At 67.2% G+C, this 24,957-nt stretch carries 1 protein-coding gene and 2 pseudogenes; all 3 read left to right on the forward strand.

Annotated elements, in window-relative coordinates; genetic code table 11:
- Positions 1–12: 12 nt before the first annotated feature.
- Positions 13–10,476, forward strand: a pseudogene (locus ACIOVD_RS25005) (amino acid adenylation domain-containing protein); the annotation flags it as partial.
- A gap of 102 nt (positions 10,477–10,578) precedes the next feature.
- Positions 10,579–10,821 (forward strand): annotated as a pseudogene (locus ACIOVD_RS25010) (phosphopantetheine-binding protein); the annotation flags it as partial.
- Complete coding sequence (locus ACIOVD_RS25015; protein ID WP_401130814.1) at positions 10,818–24,935, forward strand: non-ribosomal peptide synthase/polyketide synthase; 14,118 nt, start codon at positions 10,818–10,820, stop codon at positions 24,933–24,935. The pseudogene ACIOVD_RS25010 and the gene ACIOVD_RS25015, both read left to right, overlap by 4 nt.
- Positions 24,936–24,957: the final 22 nt, after the last annotated feature.

Consider the following 24,957-nt stretch of genomic DNA (forward strand, 5'->3'; position numbering starts at 1 on the left):
AAGTCCCAGGGCATGAGCATTGAAAGCCTGCCGATTCCACCGCGCCCGGACAATGCTTCAGCACTGGCGGCGTCCTATGCGCAGCGTCGCTTGTGGACTCTTTGGCAACTGGACCGGGAGTCTGCCGCCTATAACCAGGCAGGCGTGCTGCACCTGCAAGGTGAGCTGGACGAGGTGGCATTGCTGGCGGCGCTCCACAGCCTGGTCGCCCGCCATGAAATCCTGCGTACCCGCTTTGCCGAGGTCGACGGCGAGCTGTCGCAAGTGATCCAGGCCCCCGTAGCGCAGGCCTGGCCAGTCCTCGATCTGCGCGCCATGGCCGATCCTGATGCGGCCCTGGCCACGGCTTTGCAAGACGCTGCCGGGCAAGCGTTTGACCTCTATCAAGGGCCGTTGCTGCAGTTCACCCTGGTACGTTTGGGCGAGCAGCGTCACGCCTTGTTGCTGGCGTTGCACCACATCATTTCCGATGGCTGGTCGATGCAGATCCTGCTCGGCGAACTCGCGCAGGGCTATGCCGCCTACCTGCAGGGGCAGGCCCCGCAGTTGGCGGATTTGCCAGTGCAATATGCCGACTACGCGCTATGGCAGCGCAATTGGCTGGAAGCCGGCGAGGGCGAGCGCCAACTGGCCTATTGGCGCCAGACCCTGGGCGAGCGTCCGCCGATCCTCGAACTGCCGGCCGATCATGCGCGACCGGCGCAAATGAGTTTTCGCGGCGCGAGCCTGGGCTTTGAACTGGAACCGGCACTGAGCGCGCGCCTCAAGGCGCTGGCCGCTGCCAGTGGTTGCAGCGTGTTCATGCTGTTGCTGGCCGCCTTCAAGGTCCTGCTGCACCGTTATACGGCGCAACAGGAACTGCTGGTGGGGGTACCGGTGGCCAACCGTCAGCGCCAGGAAGTCCAGGGGCTGATCGGCTTTTTCGTCAATACCCAGGTGTTGCGCAGCGAACTGCAGCCGCGCCTGGCGTTCCGCTCCGTGCTCGACGCGGTCCGGCAGACGGTCATCGCCGCCCAGGACTGCCAGGACCTGCCGTTCGAGGAACTGGTGGACGCCCTCGGTGTAGAGCGCAGCCTGAGCCGCAACCCGCTGTTCCAGGTGATGTTCAATCACGAGCAGCGCAGCACTGCCGAACTCTCCGGCATGCCCGGCGTGCAGGCCCGGCTGCAGGTGGCTACGCCGCAGATGGCCAAGTTCGACCTCAGCCTCGATACCGAGGAAGACGCCAATGGCGTGCTCAGTGGTGCCTTCACCTATGCCACCGACCTGTTCGATGCCGCGCGGATCGAGCGCATGCGCGGGCATTTCCTGCGTCTGTTGCACGACTGCGCCGAACGTCCCGACGCGGCAATCGGCGACCTGACGTTGCTTGACGCCGATGAACGCCAGCAGGTTCTCGATGGCTGGAACGCCACTGCAGTCGACTACGCGCAGCCGCAATGCCTGCAGGTGTTGCTGCAGGCGCAGGCGCTCGCTACACCCGAGGCTACGGCGCTGATCGTCGGCGATCGGCAAGTTAGCTACGGCGAACTCAACGCTGCCGCCAACCGCCTGGCGCATTACCTGCGCTCGCGCGGCGTCGGCCCGGAGCATCTGGTCGGGGTGTTCGCCGAGCGTTCGCTGGAGATGGTGGTCGGCCTGCTCGCCGTGCTCAAGGCCGGCGCTGCCTACCTGCCGCTGGAACCGGACCAGCCTGACCAGCGCCTCGCCTACATGCTTGAGGACAGCGGCGCCAAACTGCTGCTGACCCAGGAGCATCTGCTGGCGCGCCTGCCAGCCAGCGATTGCCAGGTGCTGTGCCTGGACCGCGACGCTGCGCTGTTTGCCGAGTACCCGGTGGATGACCCGGAACTGCTCAATCACCCCGACCAGCTCGCCTATAGCATCTACACCTCCGGCACCACCGGCCGGCCAAAAGGGGCGGGCAACAGTCACGCCGCGCTGTGCAATCGCCTGCAATGGATGCAGGCCACTTTTGCCCTCGATCAGCACGACCGGGTTCTGCAAAAGACGCCGTTTGGTTTCGACGTATCGGTGTGGGAGTTCTTCTGGCCGCTGATGACCGGCGCGACCCTGGTCATGGCCGCTCCCGGCGCCCATCGCGATCCGGCCGAGCTCAAGGCGATCATCGCCGGGCAGGGCATCAGCGTCCTGCACTTCGTGCCGTCCATGCTGCAAGCCTACCTGGCCTCTGAGTCCCTGGCCGACTGTCCGCGCTTGCGCCTGGTGATGTGCAGCGGCGAAGCCTTGCCCGTGGATCTGCAGCAGCGCTTCCTGGCGCAGAGCAGCGCCGGCCTGCACAACCTTTATGGCCCCACCGAGGCGGCCATCGACGTCAGCCATTGGGCTTGCCATGACACCCCGGGCCTGCAAAGCGTGCCTATTGGCCGGCCGATCGCTAACCTGCGCCTGTACGTGCTCGATGGGCAATTGTTGCCGGTCGCCCAAGGCGTGCCGGGCGAGCTGTACATCGGCGGTGTTGGCCTGGCTCGGGGTTACCTGGGACGTCCCGGGCTGACTGCCGAGCGCTTTATCGCCGATCCGTTCGGCCAGGGCAGCCGGCTGTACCGTACCGGTGACCTGGCGCGCTGGCGTGACGATGGGGCGATCGAATACCTGGGACGTATCGACCATCAGGTAAAAATCCGTGGCTTGCGCATCGAGTTGGGGGAGATCCAGGCGCGGCTGCTGGAACACCCAGCGGTCAGCGAAGCGGTGGTGGTAGTGGCGCAAGCGACAGCCGGCAGCAAGCAATTGCTCGGCTATGTGGTCGCGGCTGCCGACGACGGCCTGGCAGACGCCCTGCGTCTGCGCTTGGGTGAAGCACTGCCGGAGTACATGGTGCCGGCGCAGATCATCGTGTTGGCGCAGATGCCCTTGAGCGCCAACGGCAAGCTCGACCGCAAGGCCTTGCCGGAGCCGGTGCGCAAGGTCCGCACCCTGGACGCGCCACAAGGGCCGGTGGAGCAGGCGCTGGCGACGATCTGGAGCCAGTTGCTGGGTGTCGATGAGATCGATGCCCAGGATAATTTTTTCGAACTCGGTGGCGACTCCATCATCGCCATCCAGGTCGCCAGCCGCGCCCGGTTGGCCGGTTGGCAGGTCGGTCCGCGGGATCTGTTCCGCCACCAGACCCTGCGCCAACTGGCACAGGTGGCCACGGCCCTGGGCCAGCAACGCGAAGGGGCTGCACGCCCGGAGCCGGGCGTTATCGCCCTGACGCCAGTGCAGCAAAGGTTCTTCGCCACGCCCATGGTCCAGCGTCAGCACTGGAACCAGTCGTTGTTGCTGACCGTGGCAACGCCGCTGGCGGTGGCGCAACTGGAACAGGCGCTCACTACCCTGGTTGCTCATCACGATGCCTTGAACCTGCGTTGGCATCAGGAGCCCGCGGGCACCTGGCATGGCGCCTACGCGGCGCCCACCGGGGTCGAGGTCTGGAGCCGCGAGGCGGCGGATGCCGACGCCCTGGCGCTGCTCGTCAACCAGGCGCAAGGTAGCCTGGACCTGGCGCACGGCCCACTGTTGCGGGCCGTGTTGATCGACATGCAAGGCGCTGGCCAACGCCTGTTCCTGGCGATTCATCACCTGGTCGTGGACGGCGTTTCCTGGCGCATCCTGCTCGAAGACCTGCAGCAATTGCTGGCCGATAGCACTGCGGCGTTGCCGCGGCGCAGCCATGCCTTCGGTGAGTGGACGGGTTTTCTGGCGCAGCGCGCGCAGCACAGCGAGGTGCTGGCGCAAATGCCCTGGTGGCTGGCGCAACTGGGCGAAGCTGCGGCCAGTTTCCCGGGGGCACGCCACGCTGGCCCGGCCGCGGTCAGTGAGGCCGTGACGCTGGCCTTGGAGTTGGACCAGACCCAGACCCGCCAACTGCTGCGCGATGCCCCGGCGGCCTATCGCACCCAGGTCAACGACCTGCTGCTGTGTGCCCTGGCCCGGGCCTGGTGGCGCTGGAGCGAACAGGGCGAACTGTTGGTGGAGCTGGAAAGCCATGGCCGCGAGGAACATCTGGCTAACCTGGACCTGAGTCGGACCGTAGGCTGGTTCACTTCTACCTATCCTGTGCGGCTCCAGGCCGGCGCTGACCTGGGCCAATCGCTCAAGGCCACCAAGGAACAACTGCGTCGGGTGCCGGACGGCGGCCTGGGCTTCGGCCTGCTGCAACAGTTGGCTCCCGCACAGGTGCGGGCGCAGTTGGCGGCGCGGCCGGTGCCGCGCATCACCTTCAACTATCTGGGCCAGTTCGATACCAGCTTTGACGCGGGCCTGCTGCGCCGTGCGACGGAGCCTTGCGCAGACAACCTGGCCCCGGCGGCGCCGCTGTCCAATTGGCTGGCGATCGACGGCGGGGTGAACGACGGTCGCCTGCAGTTGGCCTGGACCTTCAGCCCACAGCAACTCGACGCCCAGCGGTTGGCCGAACTGGTGGCACTGTATGAGGCCGAACTGTTGGCGCTGGTCGCCCATTGCCTGACGCCAGGCGTCGGCGGTGCGACGCCGTCGGACTTCCCCTTGGCGACCCTTGACCAAGCGCAACTGGATGCCCTGGCGCTGCCGCTGAGCCAGGTTGAAGACCTCTACCCGCTGTCGCCGATGCAGCACGGCATGCTGTTCCACAGCCTGTATCAACCGGGCGATGGTAGCTACATCAACCAGGTGCGCATGGATGCCGAAGGCCTCGATCCCGAGCGTCTGCGTGCCGCCTGGCAAGCGTCCCTGGACAGCCATGGCGTGCTGCGCAGTGGTTTTGTCAGCCCGGCGGGCGGGGTACCGTTGCAGGTCATCATGGGTGCTGTCGCGCTGGACTGGAGCGAAGCCGAGGCGGGCGATATCGAAGCCCTCGCCGAGGCCGAGCGCCGTCCCTTCGACCTGCTGCGTCCACCCTTGATGCGGCTGCTGCTGGTGCAGACCGGCACCGACCGGCATCACTTGATCTGGACCTGCCATCACTTGCTGCTCGACGGCTGGAGCCAGGCCCAGTTGTTCGCCGAGGTGATGCAGCGCTATGCCGGGCAAGCGCTGCCGACCCCAGTGGGGCGCTATCGTGACTATATCGCCTGGTTGGCCGGCAACCCTGCGGCCGCCAGCGAGCGCTTCTGGCGCGAGCAGTTGGCGCCGCTGCAGTCGCCCACCTCGCTGGCGGCGGCTATTGCCCTGGAAAATCCCGGGCAAGGCACCGCCGAGCATCGCTCGCAGCTGTCCAGCGCGACCAGCGAGCGGCTGCGCCAATTCGCCCGCCAGCGCAAGGTCACCCTCAGCAGTCTGCTGCAGGCTGCCTGGCTGTTGCTGCTGCAGCGCTACACCGGCCAGGCGTGCGTGGCCTTCGGCGCCACCGTCGCCGGGCGTCCGGCCGAGTTGCCGGGGATCGAGCAGCAACTGGGGCTGTTCATCAATACCTTGCCGGTGGTTGCCAGCCCGCACCCACAGCTCACCGTCGGCCAATGGCTGGACCACGTCCAGGCTTTGGGCCTGGCGGTGCGCGAGCATGAACACTCGGCGCTGTATGACATTCAACGCTGGGCCGGGCAGGGCGGGCAGAGCCTGTTCGAGCAGATCCTGGTGTTCGAGAACTACCCGCTCGACAGCGCGTTGTTGAGTGGCCAGGGCGACGGCCCACGGTTCTCCAATCTGCTCAGCCGCGAGCAGGGCAATTACCCACTGATGCTGCTGGTCAACCAGGGCGACTCGTTGGCGTTCTGCTACAGCTATGACCGTGCCCGCTTCGATAGCGCGGCGATCGAGCGCCTCGACGGCCACCTGCATCAGCTGTTGCTGGCGATCAGCGAGGACGCCAGCCTGCGTTTGGGGCAACTGCCGTTGTTGGGCGTCAGCGAACGGGCAGCGGTATTGAATGCCGGTGCTGCCCACGACCACGGGGTGGCCGATTTTGACCTGGTGCAACAATTCCAGCGCCAGGCCGCCCGTGTGCCGCAGGCGATTGCGCTGCGCCAGGCGCAACTGTGCCTGAGCTACGCCGAACTGAACCGCCAGGCCAACCGCTTGGCCCATCGCCTGCAAGCCGCGGGTGTGGGGCCGGATGTGTTGGTGGGCGTGTGCCTGGAACGCGGGCCGCAGCTCCTGGTGGCCTTGCTGGCCGTGCTCAAGGCCGGCGGCGCCTACGTGCCGCTGGACCCTGAGTTCCCGGCCGAACGCTTGCGGCACATGCTCGATGACAGCGGCGCTGCGTTGTTGCTCAGCGAGACCTCGTTGCAGCCCGCGCTGCAGGCGCTGGGTGCCGCCGCCGAGTGTTGGTGGCTGGATCAACTGGGCGAGCAAGGCCTCGACAGCAACCCAACGCCGTTGGCCGGCGGCGAGCACTTGGCCTACGTGATCTACACCTCAGGCTCTACCGGCAAACCCAAGGGCGTGGCCGTGCGCCGTGCCGGGCTGGGCAACTTCCTGGCGAGCATGGCCCAGGCGCCGGGCTTGGAGCAGAGCGGTCGATTGCTGGCCCTGACCTCGCTGTCGTTCGACATCGCGGTCCTGGAGCTGTATTTGCCGCTGGTCAGTGGCGCCAGCGTGGTGCTGGTGGACCGCGACACCGCCCGTGATCCGGAGCGCCTGTGGGCGCAGATCGAACAACAGCAAGTGACCGCGATCCAGGCCACGCCTTCGACCTGGCGCATGCTCGCCGAGCATCCGAGCCTGCCGGCCCTGGCCGGCCGTCAGGTGCTGTGCGGTGGCGAAGCCTTGCCGGCCGATCTGGCGCGCAGCCTGAGCGCGGTCGCCGGTGGTTTGTGGAACCTGTATGGCCCGACCGAGACCACGGTGTGGTCGGCACGTTACCGGCTGGACGCCGAACACCCGCAAGTGTTGCTCGGCGAAGCCCTGGCCAACACCGCGCTGCACGTCCTCGATGATGACCTTGAGCCGTTGCCGCCAGGCGTGGCCGGTGAGCTGTACATCGGCGGCGAAGGCCTGGCACGGGGTTACCACGCCCGGCCGGCACTCACGGCCGAGCGTTTTGTCGCCGACCCATTTGGCGACGGCGCGCGGCTGTACCGCACTGGCGACCTGGTGCGCCGCCGCGCCGATGGTGCGCTGGAATACCTGGGCCGGATCGACCAGCAGGTGAAGATCCGTGGGTTCCGCATCGAGCTGGGCGAAATCGAAGCCTGCCTGCTGGCGGAGCCCGGGGTGCGCGAAGCGGCGGTAGTCGCGCGGCACAACCAGTTGATTGGTTATGTGGTGGCCGAACCCGACGACGCGCTGTTGGGTCGCTTGCGTGAACGCCTGCAAGCACAGCTGCCGGACTACATGGTGCCGGCGCGGTTGATGCGTCTGGAGCGCATGCCGCAGACACCGAACCGCAAGCTCGATCGCAAGGCCTTGCCGGAGCCGGAGCTGGAAACCCGCGTGCATGTACCGCCGCAAGGCGCGGTAGAAACCCTGCTGGCCGCGATCTGGCAAAGCGTGCTGAACGTGCCGCAGGTCAGTGCCGAGGACAACTTCTTCGAACTGGGCGGCGACTCGATCGTCTCGGTGCAAGTGGTGGCGCGGGCCCGTGAAGCCGGCCTGACGCTGACCCCGCGTGACCTGTTCGAGCAACAGACGGTACGCCGCCTGGCCTTGGTCGCCGGGCATCTGCTACCGCAGGCGGCACCACCGCTCGCCGGTGGCACTGGTCTGGGGTTGCTGGATGACGCCGCCTGGGCGCGGTTGCCGGTCAGCCGCGCGGCACTGGCAGATGCCTACCCCCTGTCGCCGATGCAGCAAGGCTTGCTGTTCCATGGCCTGAGCGACACCACCGCCGGCGTCTACGTCAACCAACTGGCATTCGACGTCGATGACCTCGATCCCCAGCGCTTGCGCCAGGCCTGGCAACAACTGATCGCGCGCCATCCGATCCTGCGCACCGCCTTTGCCTGGGATGGCCTGGATCAGCCCCTGCAACTGGTTTACCAGCAGGTCCCAGAGGCCTGGGAAGAGCACGACTGGCGCGGCCGCGATGTTAGCCCAGAGGCCCTGGCGGAGTTCGCCGAGCAGCAGCGTGGCGTGGCATTCAGCTTTGACGTGCCCGTGTTGCAGCGGGTCCAGGTATTGCGCCTGGACGCCAACCGGTCCCGCCTGGTGTGGACGTACCACCATCTGCTGCTCGATGGCTGGAGCAGTGCGCGAATGATCGAGCAATGGCTGGGTCTGTATGTCGGTGAAGACACTGGCGCCCAGGCCGGCCGTTATGGCGACTACATCGACTGGCTGCAGCGCCAGGATCCGCTGCGTGGCGAAGCATTCTGGAAGGCCCGCACCGCGACACTCGATGCGCCGACCTTGCTCGCCGGGACCGGGACCGCGTCGGCAACGGCCTCGCAACACCTGCTGGAGTTCAATCTGGAGGTCCAGGCGACCGACCGCCTGAAGGATTTTGCCCGCCGCCAGCGGGTCACCCTCAATACCCTGGTGCAAGCTGCCTGGCTGCTGCTCCTGCAACGCCACAGTGGCCAGCGCGTGGTGTGCTGCGGCGTCACGCTGTCGGGGCGTCCGGCCGATCTGGCCGGCAGTGCCGAGATGCTTGGGCTGTTTATCAATACCTTGCCGCTGATCGCCGAGCCGCTGGTCCAGCAGCCGTTGGCTGACTGGCTCTTGCAGTTGCAGGGCGAGACCTTGCAGTTGCAAGAGCAGGCGCAGGTGCCGTTGTACGAGGTGCAGCGCTGGGCGGGCAGTGCCGGCCAGTCACTGTTCGACAGCTTGCTGGTGTTCGAGAACTACCCGGTGGACGCAGCCCTGCGCAGCCGTGCGATCCAGCGGCTGGGCATCGCTGGGGTGCACCAGCGCGAGTCCAGCCACTATCCGCTGACCCTCACGGTCAACCCGGGTGAGCAACTGCAAGTGGCCTTCGCGGCCCGTAGCGAGGCATTCAGCGAGGAATTCCTGGCACAACTGGCGGGGCACCTGGGTGAGTTGCTGCGCGCGCTGCCGGGGGATCCACAGCGCTGCCTCGGCGAGCTGGCGATGCTTACGGCACAAGCCCGTGAGCGGGCCATCGACCGTGCTCGGCAAACCCCGGCGCTGGCGGAGGGGCTGAGCCTGCCGACGCTGTTCGCCGAGCAAGCGCGGCGCACGCCGTCTTTGCCGGCGGTCAGCGACGCCGCGGAAACGCTCGACTATGCCAGCCTCGATCAGGCCTCCACGCGCCTGGCCCAGCACCTGCTGGCCCATGGTGTGGGGCCGGTGACGTTGGTCGGGGTGTGCCTGGAGCGTCGAGCCCAGTTGCTGGTGACCTTGCTCGCCGTGCTCAAGGCCGGCGCTGCCTACGTGCCGCTGGACCCGGAATTCCCGGCTGAGCGCCTGCGCCACATGCTCGATGACAGTCAGGCGCGCTGGGTGTTGACCGACAGTGCGTTGCTCGACCAACTGCCGCCAGCCACCCCCGGCCAGCAGCGCTGGTGCCTCGACCAACTGGACTTGCCGGCTGCGGAGCCGACCTCGCCAGGCCTGCCGAGCATCGACCCGCAGCAACTGGCCTACATCATCTATACCTCGGGCTCCACCGGGCTGCCCAAGGGTGTCGCCGTGCACCACGGGGCACTGGCCAACTTCCTGTCGAGCATGGCCCAGGCTCCTGGCCTGGCAATGGGCGAGAAGGTCCTGGCGCTGACTTCGCTGTCCTTTGATATCGCGGCGCTGGAGCTTTACCTGCCACTGGTGTCGGGCGCTAGCGTGGTGATGGCCGATCGGCTGCTGGCCCGCGACGCCGGCCGCTTGCTGCAGTACATCGCCGACCAGGGCGTCGGCTGCGTGCAAGCCACGCCGTCGACTTGGCGGATGCTCAGTGAGCATCCGCAGTTCAGCGCCCTCAATGGGGTGCGCGCGTTGTGCGGCGGCGAGGCCTTGGGCAGCGATCTGGCGGCACGCCTGCAGACTGTGGTCGGTGAGTTGTGGAACCTCTATGGCCCGACCGAGACCACCATCTGGTCGGCGCGCAAGCGCCTGGACCGTGATGCACCCCAGGTGCTGCTCGGTGAAGCCATCGCCGGCACCGCCTTGCATGTTCTCGACGAAAGCCTGGAGCCAGCGGCCGAAGGCGTGGCCGGTGAGCTGTACATCGGTGGCGTCGGCCTGGCCCGCGGGTATCACCGCCGTCCGGGCCTGACGGCCGAGCGTTTCATCGCCGCGCCCTTCGGCGCTGCTGGCGAGCGTTTGTACCGCACGGGCGACCTGGTGCGCTGGCGCGGCGCGGCGCTGGAGTACCTGGGGCGGATCGACCAGCAGGTGAAGATCCGCGGCTACCGCATCGAACTCGGTGAGATCGAAGCCTGCCTGCGCCGCTTCCAGGGCGTGCGCGAAGCCGCTGTGGTGGCGCGTCCCGGACCTGCCGGGAGCGTGCTGGTGGGCTACGTCGAAGCGGATGCGGCGCCTGGGCTGGCGGCACTGCTCAAGCAGCAACTGCAAGCGGCACTGCCGGATTACATGGTGCCGGCGCAGATCGTGGTGCTGGCGCGGATGCCGCATACCCCCAATGGCAAGCTCGATCGCAAAGCGTTGCCGGCGCCTGACTGGCAGGCACGCCAGCATGTCGAGCCGCGCACGGCGCAGGAGCGTCAGTTGGCGGCGATCTGGTGTGAGCTGCTGGGCCTGGAGCGCGTGGGCATCGACGACGATTTCTTCGAACTCGGCGGGCATTCGTTGCTCTTGACCCGCCTGGTGTCGCGGATCCGCGAGACCTTTGGCCTCGATCTGCCGATTCATACGCTGTTCGACTACCCCAGCGTCGGCGCCCTTGCCGCACAGCTGGAACATGCACCTGCCGTCGCTGACGACGGGTTGCAGCTGGATTTCATGAATGATTTGCTGGAAGAACTGGAGCAGGCCGAATGAGTAGTGTCCTAGACCCCAAGGTAGCGGCGCAGGACCGTGAGTTGCAGGCCATCAGTGCGCGCCTGGCACAACTGCCGCAGGACAAGCAGCAACTGTTTCTCGCCAAACTGGCCGCCGCGGGCGTCAACCTGCGGCGTCTGCCGGTACCGGGCCTGGCGCGTGACGGCGCCCTGGCTCTGTCTGCCGCGCAGAGCCGGCAATGGTTCATCTGGAAACTCGATCCCCAGGCGCCGACCTACAACCTGCACCGCGCCGTGCGCCTGACCGGCAAGGTCAACCAGGAGGCCATCGGCAATGCGTTGCGCGCTATCCTCGCGCGACACGAAAACCTGCGCAGCCGTTTCCATGAGGTGGACGGCCAGCCGCACCTGTTGATCGAACCCAAGGTCGAACTGCAAGTGGTTTACCAGGACCTCGCCGAGCTTGCAGCGCCAGCGCGTCAGGCGCGGGTCGACGAGCTGCACATGGCGTGCGCCATTACCCCTTATGACCTGGCCAACGGACCGTTGCTGCGCGTGACCTTGCTGCGCCTGGCGGCCGATGAGCATCTGCTGTTGCTGGGGGTGCACCACATCGTCGCCGATGGCTGGTCGATGAACCTGCTGGTGGACGAGTTCACCCGTGGCTACAACGCCCATAACCGGGGCGTGGCCGCTGAGTTGCCGGTGCTGACGGCACAGTACGCCGACTGCGCCGCATGGCAACGCAAGTTGCTGGCAGCGGGCGAGGGCGAGCGCCAGCTGGAATATTGGCTGCAACGCCTGGCCGGTGAGGCGCCGTCCCTGGAGCTGCCGTTCGACCACCAGCGTCCGGCGCGGCCCAGCGGCCAGGGCGCAGTGCTGTGCTTCGAGATCGAGCCGGCACTGGCCGGGCGCCTGCGCAAGGTGGCCCAGGCCCGTGGGGCGACGCTGTTCATGTTGCTGCTGGCAGCGTTCAAGGTGCAGTTGTATCGCTACAGCGGGCAGGGCGACCTGCGCGTCGGCGTGCCAATTGCGGGCCGGGGCAACAGTGAAAGCGAGCGTCTGATCGGCTTCTTCGTCAACACCCTGGTGATGCGCACCGCGCTGGATGGGCGTGAGTCCTTTGAAACCCTGTTGGCGCGTGTGCGCCAGGGCGCGCTGGCCGATCAGGCCAATCAGGACCTGCCATTCGAGCAATTGGTCGAGGCGCTGGCGCCGCAGCGCAGCCTCAGTCACAACCCGCTGTTCCAGGTGATCTATAACCACCAGTGGTACGACAGTGCGGCCCTGCAGACCCTGGACGGGGTGGTCATGCAATCGTTGCCGCCGGTCATGCGCGCGGTGGATTGCGATCTGGCGCTGGACACTGCCGAGGATTCCACCGGCCGCCTGTTGTGTGAACTGAGTTACGCCAGCGATCTGTTCAGCGCGCCGCGTATCGAGCGCTGGCGCCGGCACTTCGAGGCGCTGCTGGAGCAGATTGCCGACCACCCGCAAGCGCGCCTGTGCGATTTCGATTTGCACGAGCCGGCGGCCTGGCAGCAGTTGTTAGCCTGGAACGCGCTGCCTGCCAGCACCCAGGACGAGCAACGGGTAGACCTGCGGATCGCCGAATGGGCGGTGCGTACCCCAGACGCCCCCGCCGTGCGTTGCGGCGAGCAGGTCCTGAGCTTTGCCGAGCTTGAGCGCGAGGCCAATCAACTGGCCTGCTACCTGCACGCCCGTGGTGTCGGGCCCGAGTGCCGGGTCGGTGTCGGCCTGCCACGTTCGCCACGGTTGCTGGTGGCGCTGCTGGCGGTGCTCAAGACCGGGGCGGCCTATGTGCCGCTCGACCTGGACTACCCGCAGGAGCGCCTGGTGTACCAGATCCGCGACGCCGGCCTGGCCTGGTTGCTGGGCGACAGCCGCGACCCACGCCGGGCGCCGCTGCCCGAAGGGGTCGAGCGCCTGGACCTGGACCTGTTGGACCTGACGCGCGAGCCTGACCTGGCGCCGCCGGTCACTACCCATGGGCACAACCTGGCGTATCTGATCTACACCTCCGGTTCCACCGGTTTGCCCAAGGGGGTAGCGGTGGCCCATGGTCCGCTGGCCATGCATTGCCGGACCATCGGCGCGCGCTACGAAATGACCCCGGCCGACCGTGAATTGCACTTCATGTCGTTCGCCTTCGACGGTGCCCACGAGCGCTGGCTGACGGCCCTGACCCACGGTGCCAGCCTGGTGCTGCGCGACGATAGCCTGTGGACGCCGGAGCAGACCTACCAGGCCATGGGCCGTTACGGGGTGACCGTCGCGGCCTTCCCGCCAGCCTACCTGCAGCAGATTGCCGAACACGCCGAGGGCCGCGATGACGTGCCTGCGGTACGGGTCTACTGCTTTGGCGGGGACGCGGTCCCCCACGCCAGTTTCGAGCAAGTGCGCCAGGCCTTGCGCCCGGCGTGGATCATCAACGGCTACGGGCCGACCGAGACCGTGGTCACGCCTCTGATCTGGAAGGCCGGCCCGGCCGATCACTGCCAGGCCGGTTACGCGCCGATCGGCGACCGCGTCGGCGCACGCAGTGCCTGGGTCCTGGACGCTGACCTGAACCCAGTGTCGACAGGCGTGTGTGGCGAGCTTTACCTGGGTGGCGAAGGCCTGGCCCGGGGCTATTTCCAGCGTCCGGGTCTGACTGCCGAACGCTTCGTCGCCGACCCGTTCGGCGCGCCGGGCGCACGCCTGTATCGCACCGGCGACCTGGTGCGCCAGCGTGCCGACGGGATCCTCGATTACCTGGGCCGGGTCGACCATCAGATCAAGGTCCGTGGCTTTCGCATTGAGCCGGGGGAGATTGAAGCGCGCCTGCGTGCCGACGCCCGGGTGCGCGAGGCGCTGGTGGTGGCGCGCGAAACCCTCACCGGCAAGCAACTGGTGGCTTATGTAGCGGCTGACGATGAGCAGTTGGGCGCTGAACTGCGAGCGTCGCTGCGTGAACAACTGCCGGACTACATGGTGCCGGCGCGGATCATGGTGATGCCGCAGTTGCCGCGCAACGCCAACGGCAAGCTGGACCGCAATCAACTGCCCGAGCCGGTGTGGCAGGCAGACAGCGAAGGCTACCAGGCCCCGGAGGGCGAACACGAGCAACTGCTGGCGCAGATCTGGAGCGAAGTGCTCGGCCTGCCGCAAGTCGGCGCGCTCGATCATTTCTTCGAGCTAGGCGGCCATTCGCTGCTGGCGGTGCAAGTGGTGGCGCGCCTGAAGAAACGCCTGGGCCTGGAAGTGCCGGTGCGCCAGCTATTCGATACGCCGCGCTTGCGCGACCTGGCGGTGACCTTGGCCCAGCCCGCCAACGCCAGCGCCGCGCCGTCGTTGCACGCGTTGACGCATACCGACGGCGCACCGCTGTCGTTCAATCAGCAGCGCCTGTGGTTCCTGTGGAAACTGGCCCCCGAGAGTGCGGCCTACAACATTGCGGGTGGCCTGCGTTTACGCGGCACGCTGCGGGTGACCGCGCTGCAGGTGGCATTCGAGCAACTGCAGGCGCGCCATTCGGCGCTGCGCACGGTGTTCGAGGACGATGGCGAGCGGGTGTGCCAGCGGGTCATTGATGACCTGCCATTGGCGTTCAGCGAAGTCAGCCTGCAACACCTGGCGGCCGATGAGCGCGAAAGCCAGTTGGCCCAGCGCATGGCCGAGGAGGCGAGCTACGCCTTCGACCTGGCCGCTGGCCCGTTGATGCGGGTGTGCCTGGTGCGCCTGGCGGCAGAGGAACACGTGTTGCTGCTGACCCTGCACCACATCATTGCCGACGGTGCCTCGGTGAAACTGCTGCTGGAAGAATTTGCCAGCTGTTACCGCGCCCAGTGCGCCGGCGCGGTCCCACAGTTGCCAGGGTTGACCATCCAGTACGCCGACTTCGCCGTGTGGCAGCGGCAATGGCTGGACAGCGGCGAGTGCGCGCGACAGTTGGCGCACTGGTCGCGGCACCTGGGCCGCGAGCATCCGCTGCTTGAACTGCCCCTGGACCACCCACGTCCGGCGCAGCAGAGCTTTCGCGGCGACAGCTGCGAATTCGCCGTGCCGGCGGCACTGGCGCAGCAACTGCAGCGCCTGGCGCTGGAGCAGGGCAGTTCGCTGTTCATGCTGTTGCTGGCAGCTTTCGGTGTGTTGCTGATGCGCTACAGCGGTCAGCGCGACCTGCGGATCGGCGTGCCGATTGGCGGCCGTCAGCAAGAGGAAACCGAGGGCCTGGTGGGCTTCTTCGTCAACACCCAGGTATTGCGCCTGCAGATCGACGGCCAAGCCTCGTTCAGCCGGCTGCTGAGCCAGACCCGCGACGACGTGCTGGACGCCCAGGCCCACCAGGACCTGCCGTTCGAACAACTGGTCGAGGCCTTGCAGCCGCAACGCAGCCTCAGCCACAACCCGTTGTTCCAAGTGCTGTTCAACCACGATCGGGTCGACAGCCTGGCCAGCCTGGCGCTGCCGGGGCTTACGGTCGAGGCGCTGGTCGGCGCCCGACGCAGCACCCAGTTCGACCTGGTGCTGGACACCCGCGAGTGCGCCGACGGTCAATTGCTCGGTAGCTTCGGCTATGCCAGCGACTTGTTCGAGCGTGCCACGGTGACGCGCCTTGGCGGGCACTTCCTGCGCTTGCTGCAGGCGATCGCCCAGGCGCCAGAAGAGGCGGTGGAGCGCCTGCCGTTGCTCGCCTTCGAGGAGCGCGAGCAACTGCTGCAAGGCTGGAACGCCACCGAGCGCGACTACCGCCAGGTGCCGATGCTGCCGCAACTGATTAGTCACCAGGCCGAAAAAACTCCCCACGCCTGTGCGCTGGTCTACGGCGAGCGCCAGTTCACTTATGCCGAGCTTGAGACACGGGCCAACCGCCTGGCCCACTGGCTGCGCAGCCAAGGGGTGGGTTGTGATGTGCGGGTCGGGGTGTTCGCCGAGCGCTCGGCAGAACTGGCCATCGCTTTGCTGGCGATCGTCAAGGCGGGCGGCGCCTATCTGCCGCTCGATCCGGACTACCCGGCCGATCGCCTGGCCTTCATGCTCGAGGACAGCCACGTGCCGTTGTTGCTCACCCAGCAGGCGCTGCTCGAGCGCTTGCCGGCGTGCAACGCGCCGGTGTGGTGCCTGGACCGCGACTGGGCCCAGACCGACGACCAGCCCGAGCACGCGCCCGTCATCGAGTACCCGCCGCAAAGCCTGGCCTACTGCATCTACACCTCCGGCTCCACGGGCCGGCCGAAAGGCGTGGGCAACCATCACGCGGGCCTGCTCAATCGCCTGCAATGGATGCAGGACGAATATCGCCTGGATGGCGATGATCGGGTCCTGCAAAAAACCCCTTTCAGTTTCGACGTGTCGGTGTGGGAGTTCTTCTGGCCGTGGCTGGCCGGTGCCACACTGGTGCTCGCCGAGCCTGGCGCGCACCGTGATCCGGCGCGCCTGCGCGAGGTGATCGTCGAACAGCGCATCAGCACGCTGCACTTCGTGCCGTTGATGCTCCAGGCGTTCGTTGCCGCCGGCGAGCTGGCGGCCTGTAGCGGGTTGCGCCAGGTGATGTGCAGTGGCGAGGCGCTGCCCCATGAGTTGCAGCAGCAATTCCAGGCGCAGCATCACGCGGCGCTGCACAACCTTTATGGGCCGACCGAAGCGGCCATCGATGTCAGCTACTGGCATTGCGTCGACGAGCCGGGCCGGCACAGCGTGCCCATCGGCCGGCCGATCGCCAACACCCGCTTGATGATTCTCGACAGCCAGTTGCAGCCGGTGCCGGTGGGTGTCGCGGGCGAGCTGTACATCGCCGGCGCCAACCTGGCGCGGGGTTACCTGGGCCGGGCGGGGCTGACGGCTGAGCGGTTTGTCGCCGATCCGTTTGGCTCTGGGGGCGAGCGCATGTACCGCACCGGCGACCTGGCGCGTTGGCGACCGGACGGGGTGATCGACTATGTCGGCCGGATCGACCATCAGGTCAAGCTGCGCGGCCTGCGGATCGAGCTGGGCGAGATCGAGGCGCGGCTGCTCGAGCATGGCGTGGTGCGCGAGGCGGTCGTGGTGGCCTGGCCGGGTGACGCGGGGGCGCAGTTGGTCGGTTATGTCACGCCTGACAGCCCGCAAGCCGACCCCCAAGGGTTGCTGGACGCCTTGCGCGAGCATCTGCGTGAGCACCTGCCGGACTACATGGTGCCGGCCCAGTTGCTGTACCTGGAGGTCATGCCGCTGAGCCCCAATGGCAAGCTTGACCGCAAGGCGCTGCCCGCGCCGCAATGGCAAGCACGCAGCTACCAGGCTCCGCAAGGTGAGCGCGAAACGCTGCTGGCGGCGATCTGGCAAGCGGTGCTGGGGGTGCAGCAGGTTGGCCGCGACGACGATTTCTTCGAGATCGGCGGTCATTCGCTGCTGGCGGTGCGGATCATTTCGAAAATCCGTGAAGTGTTCGCCATCGAGTTGCCCCTGCGTTCGCTGTTCGATACGCGGAACGTCGCAGGGCTGGCCTTGGCCCTTGAACGGAGCCGCAGCACCTCGGCCGATGGCCCGCGGCGTCGGCAACGCCCGGCCCGTGCGCCGTTGTCGTTTGCCCAGCAACGCATGTGGTTCCTCTGGCAACTGGACCCCGCCAGCGACGCTTACAACATGCCGGTGGCCCTGGAACTGGTGGGTGCGCTGGACCGGTTGGCCCTGGAACGCGCCTTCAGTGGCTTGCTCGAGCGCCACGAAGCGCTGCGCACCTGCTTCCCGAGCGACGGCGGCGAGGTCTACCAGCAGGTGCTGCCGGCAAGCGGCTTCAGCCTGTCGTTCAGCGACCTGCGTGCCGCCGCCGATCCCCAGGCTGAGGCGGCAGCCTTGCGCGCGCAGCAGGCCCACGCCGGGTTCGACCTGGTCCAAGGCCCCTTGCTGCGCGGCCAGTTGCTGCGTTTGGGCGAGCAGCAGCACCACGTGCTGTTGACCTTGCACCATATGGTGGGTGATGGCTGGTCGATGGAGATCCTGGTCCGCGAACTGGGCCAGCTGTATGCCGCCGAGTGTGCGGGGGCTGACGCGGCGTTGGCAGTCTTGCCGATCCAGTACATCGACTATGCCCTGTGGCAGCGCGACTGGCTGGCCGGCGGGGAGGGCAAGCGTCAGCTCGACTATTGGCAGGCGCAGTTGCAGGACGCGCCGCGCATCCTCGAGTTGCCGGCCGATCACCCGCGTCCGGCGCAGCAGAGCAACCGTGGCGCGAGTGTCAGCGTCAGTCTGCCGGACACGCTGGCGGCTAATCTGCTGCGCCAGGCGCAGGCCCATCACGTGACGCCATTCATGCTGTTGCTGGCGGCCTTCAATGTGCTGCTGCAACGCTTGAGCCGCCAGGATGACCTGTGTGTCGGGGTGCCGGTGGCCAACCGCTTGCGCGGCGAGTGCGAAGGCCTGATCGGCCTGTTCGTCAACACCCAGGTGCTGCGCACCCGCATCGATAGCGCCCAGCCGTTCAGCGCCCTGGTGCTGCAGGTACGCGACAGCGTGCTGGCGGCCCAGGCGCACCAGGACTTGCCATTCGAGCAACTGGTGGAAGCGCTGCAACCGCAACGCAGCCTCAGCCACAACCCGCTGTTCCAGGTGCTGTTCAGCCTGCAGCGGCACGACGTGGCGCTGCGCGATCAGTTGCCCGGGCTGCAGTTGTCGAGCCTGCCGGGCGAACGACGCACTGCGCAGGTTGATCTGGGGCTGTTTGTCGATCAGCGTGGCGAACAGCAGTTCGATTGCACCTTCAATTACGCCAGCGATCTGTTCGAGCGCGCCAGCATCGAGCGTCTGGCCGGGCACTTCCTGCAACTGCTTGAAGCCCTGCTGGCCGAGCCTGCCCGGGCGCTGGGGCGGGCGCCACTGCTGGCTGCCAGCGAACGCTCGGCGGTACTCGCCGCCGGTGCTGCCCACGACCACGGGGTAACCGATTTTGACCTGGTGCAACAATTCCAGCGCCAGGCCGCCCGTGTGCCGCAGGCGATTGCGCTGCGCCAGGCGCAACTATGCCTGAGCTACGCCGAACTGAACCGCCAGGCCAACCGCTTGGCTCACCGCCTGCAAACCGCGGGCGTGGGGCCGGATGTGTTGGTGGGCGTGTGCCTGGAACGCGGGCCACAGCTCCTGGTGGCCTTGCTGGCCGTGCTCAAGGCCGGCGGCGCCTACGTGCCGCTGGACCCTGAGTTCCCGGCCGAACGGCTGCGGCACATGCTCGATGACAGCGGCGCTGCGCTGTTGCTCAGCGAGACCGCGTTGCAGCCCGCGCTGCAGGCGCTGGGCACGGTCGCCGAGTGCTGGTGGCTGGACCAACTGGACGAGCCAGGCCGCGACAGCAACCCAACGCCGTTGGCCGGCGGCGAGCATTTGGCCTATGTGATCTACACCTCCGGTTCCACCGGCAAACCCAAGGGCGTGGCCGTGCGCCGTGCCGGGCTGGGCAACTTCCTGGCGAGCATGGCCCAGGCGCCGGGGCTGGAGCAGAACGGTCGATTGCTGGCCCTGACCTCGCTGTCGTTCGACATCGCGGTCCTGGAGCTGTATTTGCCGCTGGTCAGTGGCGCCAGCGTGGTGTTGGTGGACCGCGACACCGCCCGTGATCCGCAGCGCCTGTGGGCGCAGATCGAACAGCAGCAAGTGACCGCGATCCAGGCCACGCCTTCGACCTGGCGCATGCTCGCCGAGCATCCGAGCCTGCCGGCCCTGGCCGGCCGCCAGGTGCTGTGCGGTGGCGAAGCCTTGCCGGCCGATCTGGCGCGCAGCCTGAGCGCGGTCGCCGGTGGTTTGTGGAACCTGTATGGCCCGACCGAGACCACGGTGTGGTCGGCGCGTTACCGGCTGGACGCCGAACACCCGCAGGTGTTGCTCGGCGAAGCCCTGGCCAACACCGCGCTGCACGTCCTCGATGATGAGCTTGAGCCGTTGCCGCTGGGAGTGGCCGGCGAGCTGTACATCGGCGGCGAAGGCCTGGCACGGGGTTACCACGCCCGGCCGGCACTCACGGCCGAGCGTTTTGTCGCCGACCCATTTGGCGACGGCGCGCGGCTGTACCGCACCGGCGACCTGGTGCGCCGCCGTGCCGATGGTGCGCTGGAATACCTGGGACGGATCGACCAGCAGGTGAAGATCCGTGGGTTCCGTATCGAGCTGGGCGAAATCGAAGCCTGCCTGCTGGCAGAGCCGGGGGTGCGCGAAGCAGCGGTAGTCGCGCGGCACAACCAGTTGATTGGTTACGTGGTGGCCGAGCCCGACGACGCCCTGTTGGGCCGCTTGCGCGAACGCCTGCAAGCACAACTGCCGGACTATATGGTGCCGGCGCGGTTGATGCGCCTGGAGCGCATGCCGCAGACGCCGAACCGCAAGCTCGATCGCAAGGCCTTGCCGGAGCCGGAGCTGGAAACCCGCGCGCATGTGCCGCCGCAAGGCGCGGTAGAAACCCTGCTGGCCGCGATCTGGCAAAGCGTGCTGAACGTGCCTCAGGTCAGTGCCGAGGACAACTTCTTCGAACTGGGCGGCGACTCGATCGTCTCGGTGCAAGTGGTGGCGCGGGCCCGTGAAGCCGGCCTGGCGCTGACCCCGCGTGACCTGTTCCTGCACCAGAGCGTGCGGGCGCTCGCCGCCCAGGCGCGGCCATTGGAGGAGGTCGCGTCGCGCGCTGTGGTACGCATCGATCTCAGTGCTCTCAGCGCGCAAGCCCTGGACGCGCTGCCGGTGGGGCTGGAGGCGATTGAAGACATCGTGCCGCTGTCGCCGATGCAGCAGGGCATGCTGTTCCATGCCCTGGACACCGGCAGCGAGCTGTATGTGAACCAGCTCGACGTGGTGATCGACGGCCTGGATGCACCGCGCTTCATTGCCGCCTGGGACGAGGTCAGCGGGCGTCATGACAGCCTGCGTGGCAGTTTTGTCTGGCAGGGTTTTACCGATGCCATGCAAGTGATCCATCACGCCGTGACGTTGCCGGTGGAGCAATTGGACTGGCGTGCACTCACGCCCACCGAGGAACAGGCCCAGGCCGTTGCCCGTGAGCAGCGCGAACGGCCGTTCGACCTGAGCCAGGCGCCACTGCAACGGCTGTTGCTGGTGCAACTGGGGCCACGGCGCTATCGCCTGGTCTGGACCTATCACCACCTGCTGCTCGATGGTTGGAGCCTGTCGCTGCTGATCGGCCAGGTCCTGCGTCGCTATCTCGGCCAGCCACTGCCGGAACCGGGCCGCTACCGCGACTACATCGACTGGTTGCAAACCCGCGACCCGCTGGTCAGCGAGCGCTTCTGGCGCGAGCGCCTGCAGCCGCTGGAAGAACCGACCTTCCTCGCCCAGGCACTGACCGGCAAACGCAGCGAACGTGGTCACCAGGCGATCTACAGTCACCTGGACAGCGTGCGCACCGAGCGCCTGAAGGATTTTGCCCGCAGCCAGCGGGTCACCCTCAATACCCTGGTGCAAGCAGCCTGGCTCCTGCTTCTGCAGCGTTACACCGGCCAGCGTTGCGTGGCATTCGGTGCCACAGTCTCGGGCCGGCCTGCGCAATTGTCCGGTTCCCAAGACACCCTGGGGCTGTTCATCAATACCCTGCCGATCGTCCAGGCGCCGCTGCCCGAGCAGCGCTTGGGGGACTGGTTACAGGAGCTGCAGGCCTACAACCTGGCGGCGCGCGAACACGAGCACACACCCTTGAGCCAGGTTCAGCGCTGGGCCGGGCGCGGTGGCCAGGCGCTGTTCGACAGCATCGTGGTGTTCGAGAATCAGCCGGTCGACCGTCTGCTCAGTGAATGGGACGATGGCGAGCTGCAGTTCGAGACGGTGCGCGGCCATGGCGTGACCAACTTCGCCATGGACCTGATGGTCACCCTCGGCGACGCACTCGAGATCGAGTACATGTTCCTGCGCGAGCACTTCGACCTGAGCCAGGTGGAGGGCATTCGCGGTCACCTCGAGCAACTGCTCGAGGGCTTCTGCGCCAGTGCCGACACAGCGCTCGGTGAGCTGGGCATGCTCGGCGAAGTCGAGTTGCGCGCCCGGGCCCAGGGCAACCACCTGGCGCAGCGGCGCAGCTTGCCGTCGGTCACCCAGGGCATCACGGAATGGGCGCGGCGCAGCCCGCACTGGGATGCGGTGCTCTGCGGTGAACAACGCCTGACGTTCGCTGAACTGGAATCGCGCTCCAATCGCCTGGCGCAGTTCCTGCGGGCCCAGGGGGCAGGGCCGGAAACCGTGGTCGGCGTGGCCTTGCCACGCTCGGTGGACTGGCCGGTGGCGCTGCTCGCAGTGCTCAAGTGCGGCGCCGCCTACCTGCCGCTGGACACCGCTCATCCGGCCGAGCGCCTGGCCTTCATCATGGGCGATTCGGGCATGCGCCTGTTGGTCACCCATTCCAGCCTCGCGGGGCAACTGGCGGTACAGCAGGGTGTGATTCCCTTCGCGCTGGACCGCCTGGCGCTGGAAGGGCTGGACGATCAAGCGCCGGTAGTGGACCTGCATACCGACAGCCTGGCCTACCTGATCTACACCTCCGGTTCCACCGGACAGCCGAAGGCGGTGGCGGTGGCCCACGGGCCGCTGGCCATGCACTGCGAAGCGATCGGTGAGCGCTATGGCATGAGCCCGGCGGACCGTGAGCTGCACTTCATGTCGTTTGCTTTCGACGGTGCCCATGAGCGCTGGCTGGTACCGCTGCTGTTCGGCGCCAGCCTGCTGGTGCGTGACGATGAGCTGTGGACCCCGGAACAGACCTTGGCGGCCATGACCGCACACGGCGTCACGGTGGCCGCGTTCCCGCCGGTTTACCTACAAGCGCTGGCCAGCCAGGCCGAGGCCGCAGGCAAGGCGCCACCCGTGCGGGTGTATTGCTTTGGTGGTGATGCGGTGCCTGAGGCCGCGTTCGAACGTGCCCGCGCGGCACTACGCCCGCAAGCGATCATCAATGGCTACGGACCGACCGAAACCGTCATCACGCCGCTGTTGTGGAAGGCCGAAGGGTCGACCACCTGTGGTGCGGCCTATGCGCCGATTGGCCAGCGGGTCGGCGCGCGCACCTTGCATGTACTGGATGCCGACCTCAACCCGGTTCCCGAAGGGGTGGCCGGCGAGTTGTACATCGGCGGCGAAGGCCTGGCGCGTGGTTACCACCAGCGCTCGGGGCTGACGGCCGATCGTTTTGTGGCCGATCCGTTCAGCGTCGGCGGGCGCCTGTATCGCTCTGGCGACCTGGTGCGCCGCCGTGCTGACGGCACCTTCGATTACCTGGGACGGCTCGACCATCAGGTCAAGGTTCGCGGTTTCCGTATCGAGCTGGGTGAGATCGAAGCGCGCTTGCGTGAGCAGCCGGATGTGCACAGCGCGGTGGTGGTCGCCCGCGACAGCCAGACCGGCAAGCAACTGGTCGCCTACGTGGCGGCGGTGGCTGCCGAGGGCCTGGGCGAATCATTGCGCCAACGCCTGCGCGAGCGGCTGCCGGACTACATGGTGCCGGCTCACGTGGTGGTGCTCGAGGCGTTGCCACTCAACCCTAACGGCAAGGTCGATCGCCTGGCCTTGCCGGCGCCGCAGATCAGCCTGGATAGCCGCTTCGTCGCCCCGCAGAGCGCTGAACAACGGGCCCTGGCGCAGATTTGGCAAGAGGTGTTGGGTGTGGAGCGGGTGGGGCTCGCCGATAACTTCTTCGAGCTCGGTGGCGACTCGATCCTTAGCCTGCAGGTGGTGTCGCGAGCCCGTAACCATCCGCAGTTGCAGCGGGAGATCCGCCTGCGCGACCTGATGCGCAAGCCGACCATCGCCGAACTGCTGGCGGTAGTCGACGCGCCGACGGCGGGCGCGATCACCGCGGAACTTGCCTTGCCCGAGGGTGAACTGTTCAACCTGCTGCCGATCCAGCAGTGGTTGTTCGACGTGCCGATGGATCAGCGCCAGCACTTTAACCAGGCGCTGCTGTTGGACGTGCTGCAACCGCTGCAGACCGACGCCCTTAAGCAGGCGGTGCAACAGCTGCTGGTGCGTCACGAGGCCCTGCGGTTGCGCTTCGTCCAGGGGCCGGGTGGCTGGTCGCAACGTTACGCCAGCCTTGAGGAGGTCGAGCAGGTCCCAGTGCTCTGGCAACAAGACCTCGCCGACAGCCAAGCCATGGAATCGGCCATCCAACTGGCCCAGCGCAGCCTCGACTTGACCAACGGCCCGCTGCTGCGGGTGCTGCATGCACGGCTGGCAGAGGGCGGCGAGCGCCTGCTGCTGGTGGTTCATCACTTGGCAGTGGACGGGGTGTCCTGGCCAGTCCTGCTCGAGGACCTGCTGGCGACGTACCAGGCCGCATGCGCCGGGTGCGCGCCTGAGTTGGCGTTGCCTGGCAGTCGCTACCGTGACTGGGCGCAGCGCCTGCAGGCGCGGGCGCGCAGCCCTGAAGGCGAGGCTGAGCTGGATTACTGGAAGCACCAGTTGGGCGCGGATACGCCGCCGAGTCTGCCGGTCGATAACCCGCGTGGGCGCAATCTGGTGGGCACTTCGGCCGAGGTCCGGTTCACGCTTGATCAGCCGCGTAGCCAATTGCTGCTCAAGGCTGTGCCGGCGGCCCTGCAAGCGCAGATCAATGACCTGTTGCTGAGCGCGCTGTCGCGTGCCGTGTGCCGCTGGAGTCAGCACGATTCGGCGTTGATCCAGCTCGAAGGCCACGGTCGCGAGGACCTGTTCGATGAACTCGACCTCAGCCGCACCGTGGGCTGGTTCACCAGTATGTTCCCGGTGCACCTGCACCCGGGCAACGGCGAGGTGGCCGAGTCGGTCCGGGCGGTGCGCGAGCAATTGGCGCAACTGCCGGAGCGCGGCCTGGGCTTTGGTGTCCTGCGTTACCTGGGGCGTACCGAAGTGCGCGAGGCCCTGGCGCAACTGCCGCAGCCGCGCATCACCTTCAACTACCTCGGGCAACTCGACCAGGCGATCAGCCCACAGTCGTTGTTCGGTGCCGCTCCAGAAAGCCTGGGCGACTTCCACAGCCCGTCGGCGCCGTTGGCCAATTGGCTGGAAATCATTGGCCAGGTGCATGACGGCTGCTTGGGAATGCGCTGCATATATAGCGCCAAGCGCTACCGCCCGCAAACCGTGCAACGGCTGCTGGACGCATTCCAGGCCGAGCTGCACAGCCTGATCGATCAATGCGCGGGGCTCGAATGAGCCGCGCGACCCCCTTTCAAGG

This window comes from Pseudomonas sp. NPDC087626 (assembly GCF_044743405.1).
In the GTDB taxonomy this organism is placed as follows: Bacteria; Pseudomonadota; Gammaproteobacteria; order Pseudomonadales; family Pseudomonadaceae; genus Aquipseudomonas.

Excerpts from the sequence above, each read along its gene's own strand:
- ACIOVD_RS25015 (WP_401130814.1), top strand. The coding sequence starts at position 10,818 with ATGAGTAGTGTCCTAGACCCCAAGGTAGCGGCGCAGGACCGTGAGTTG.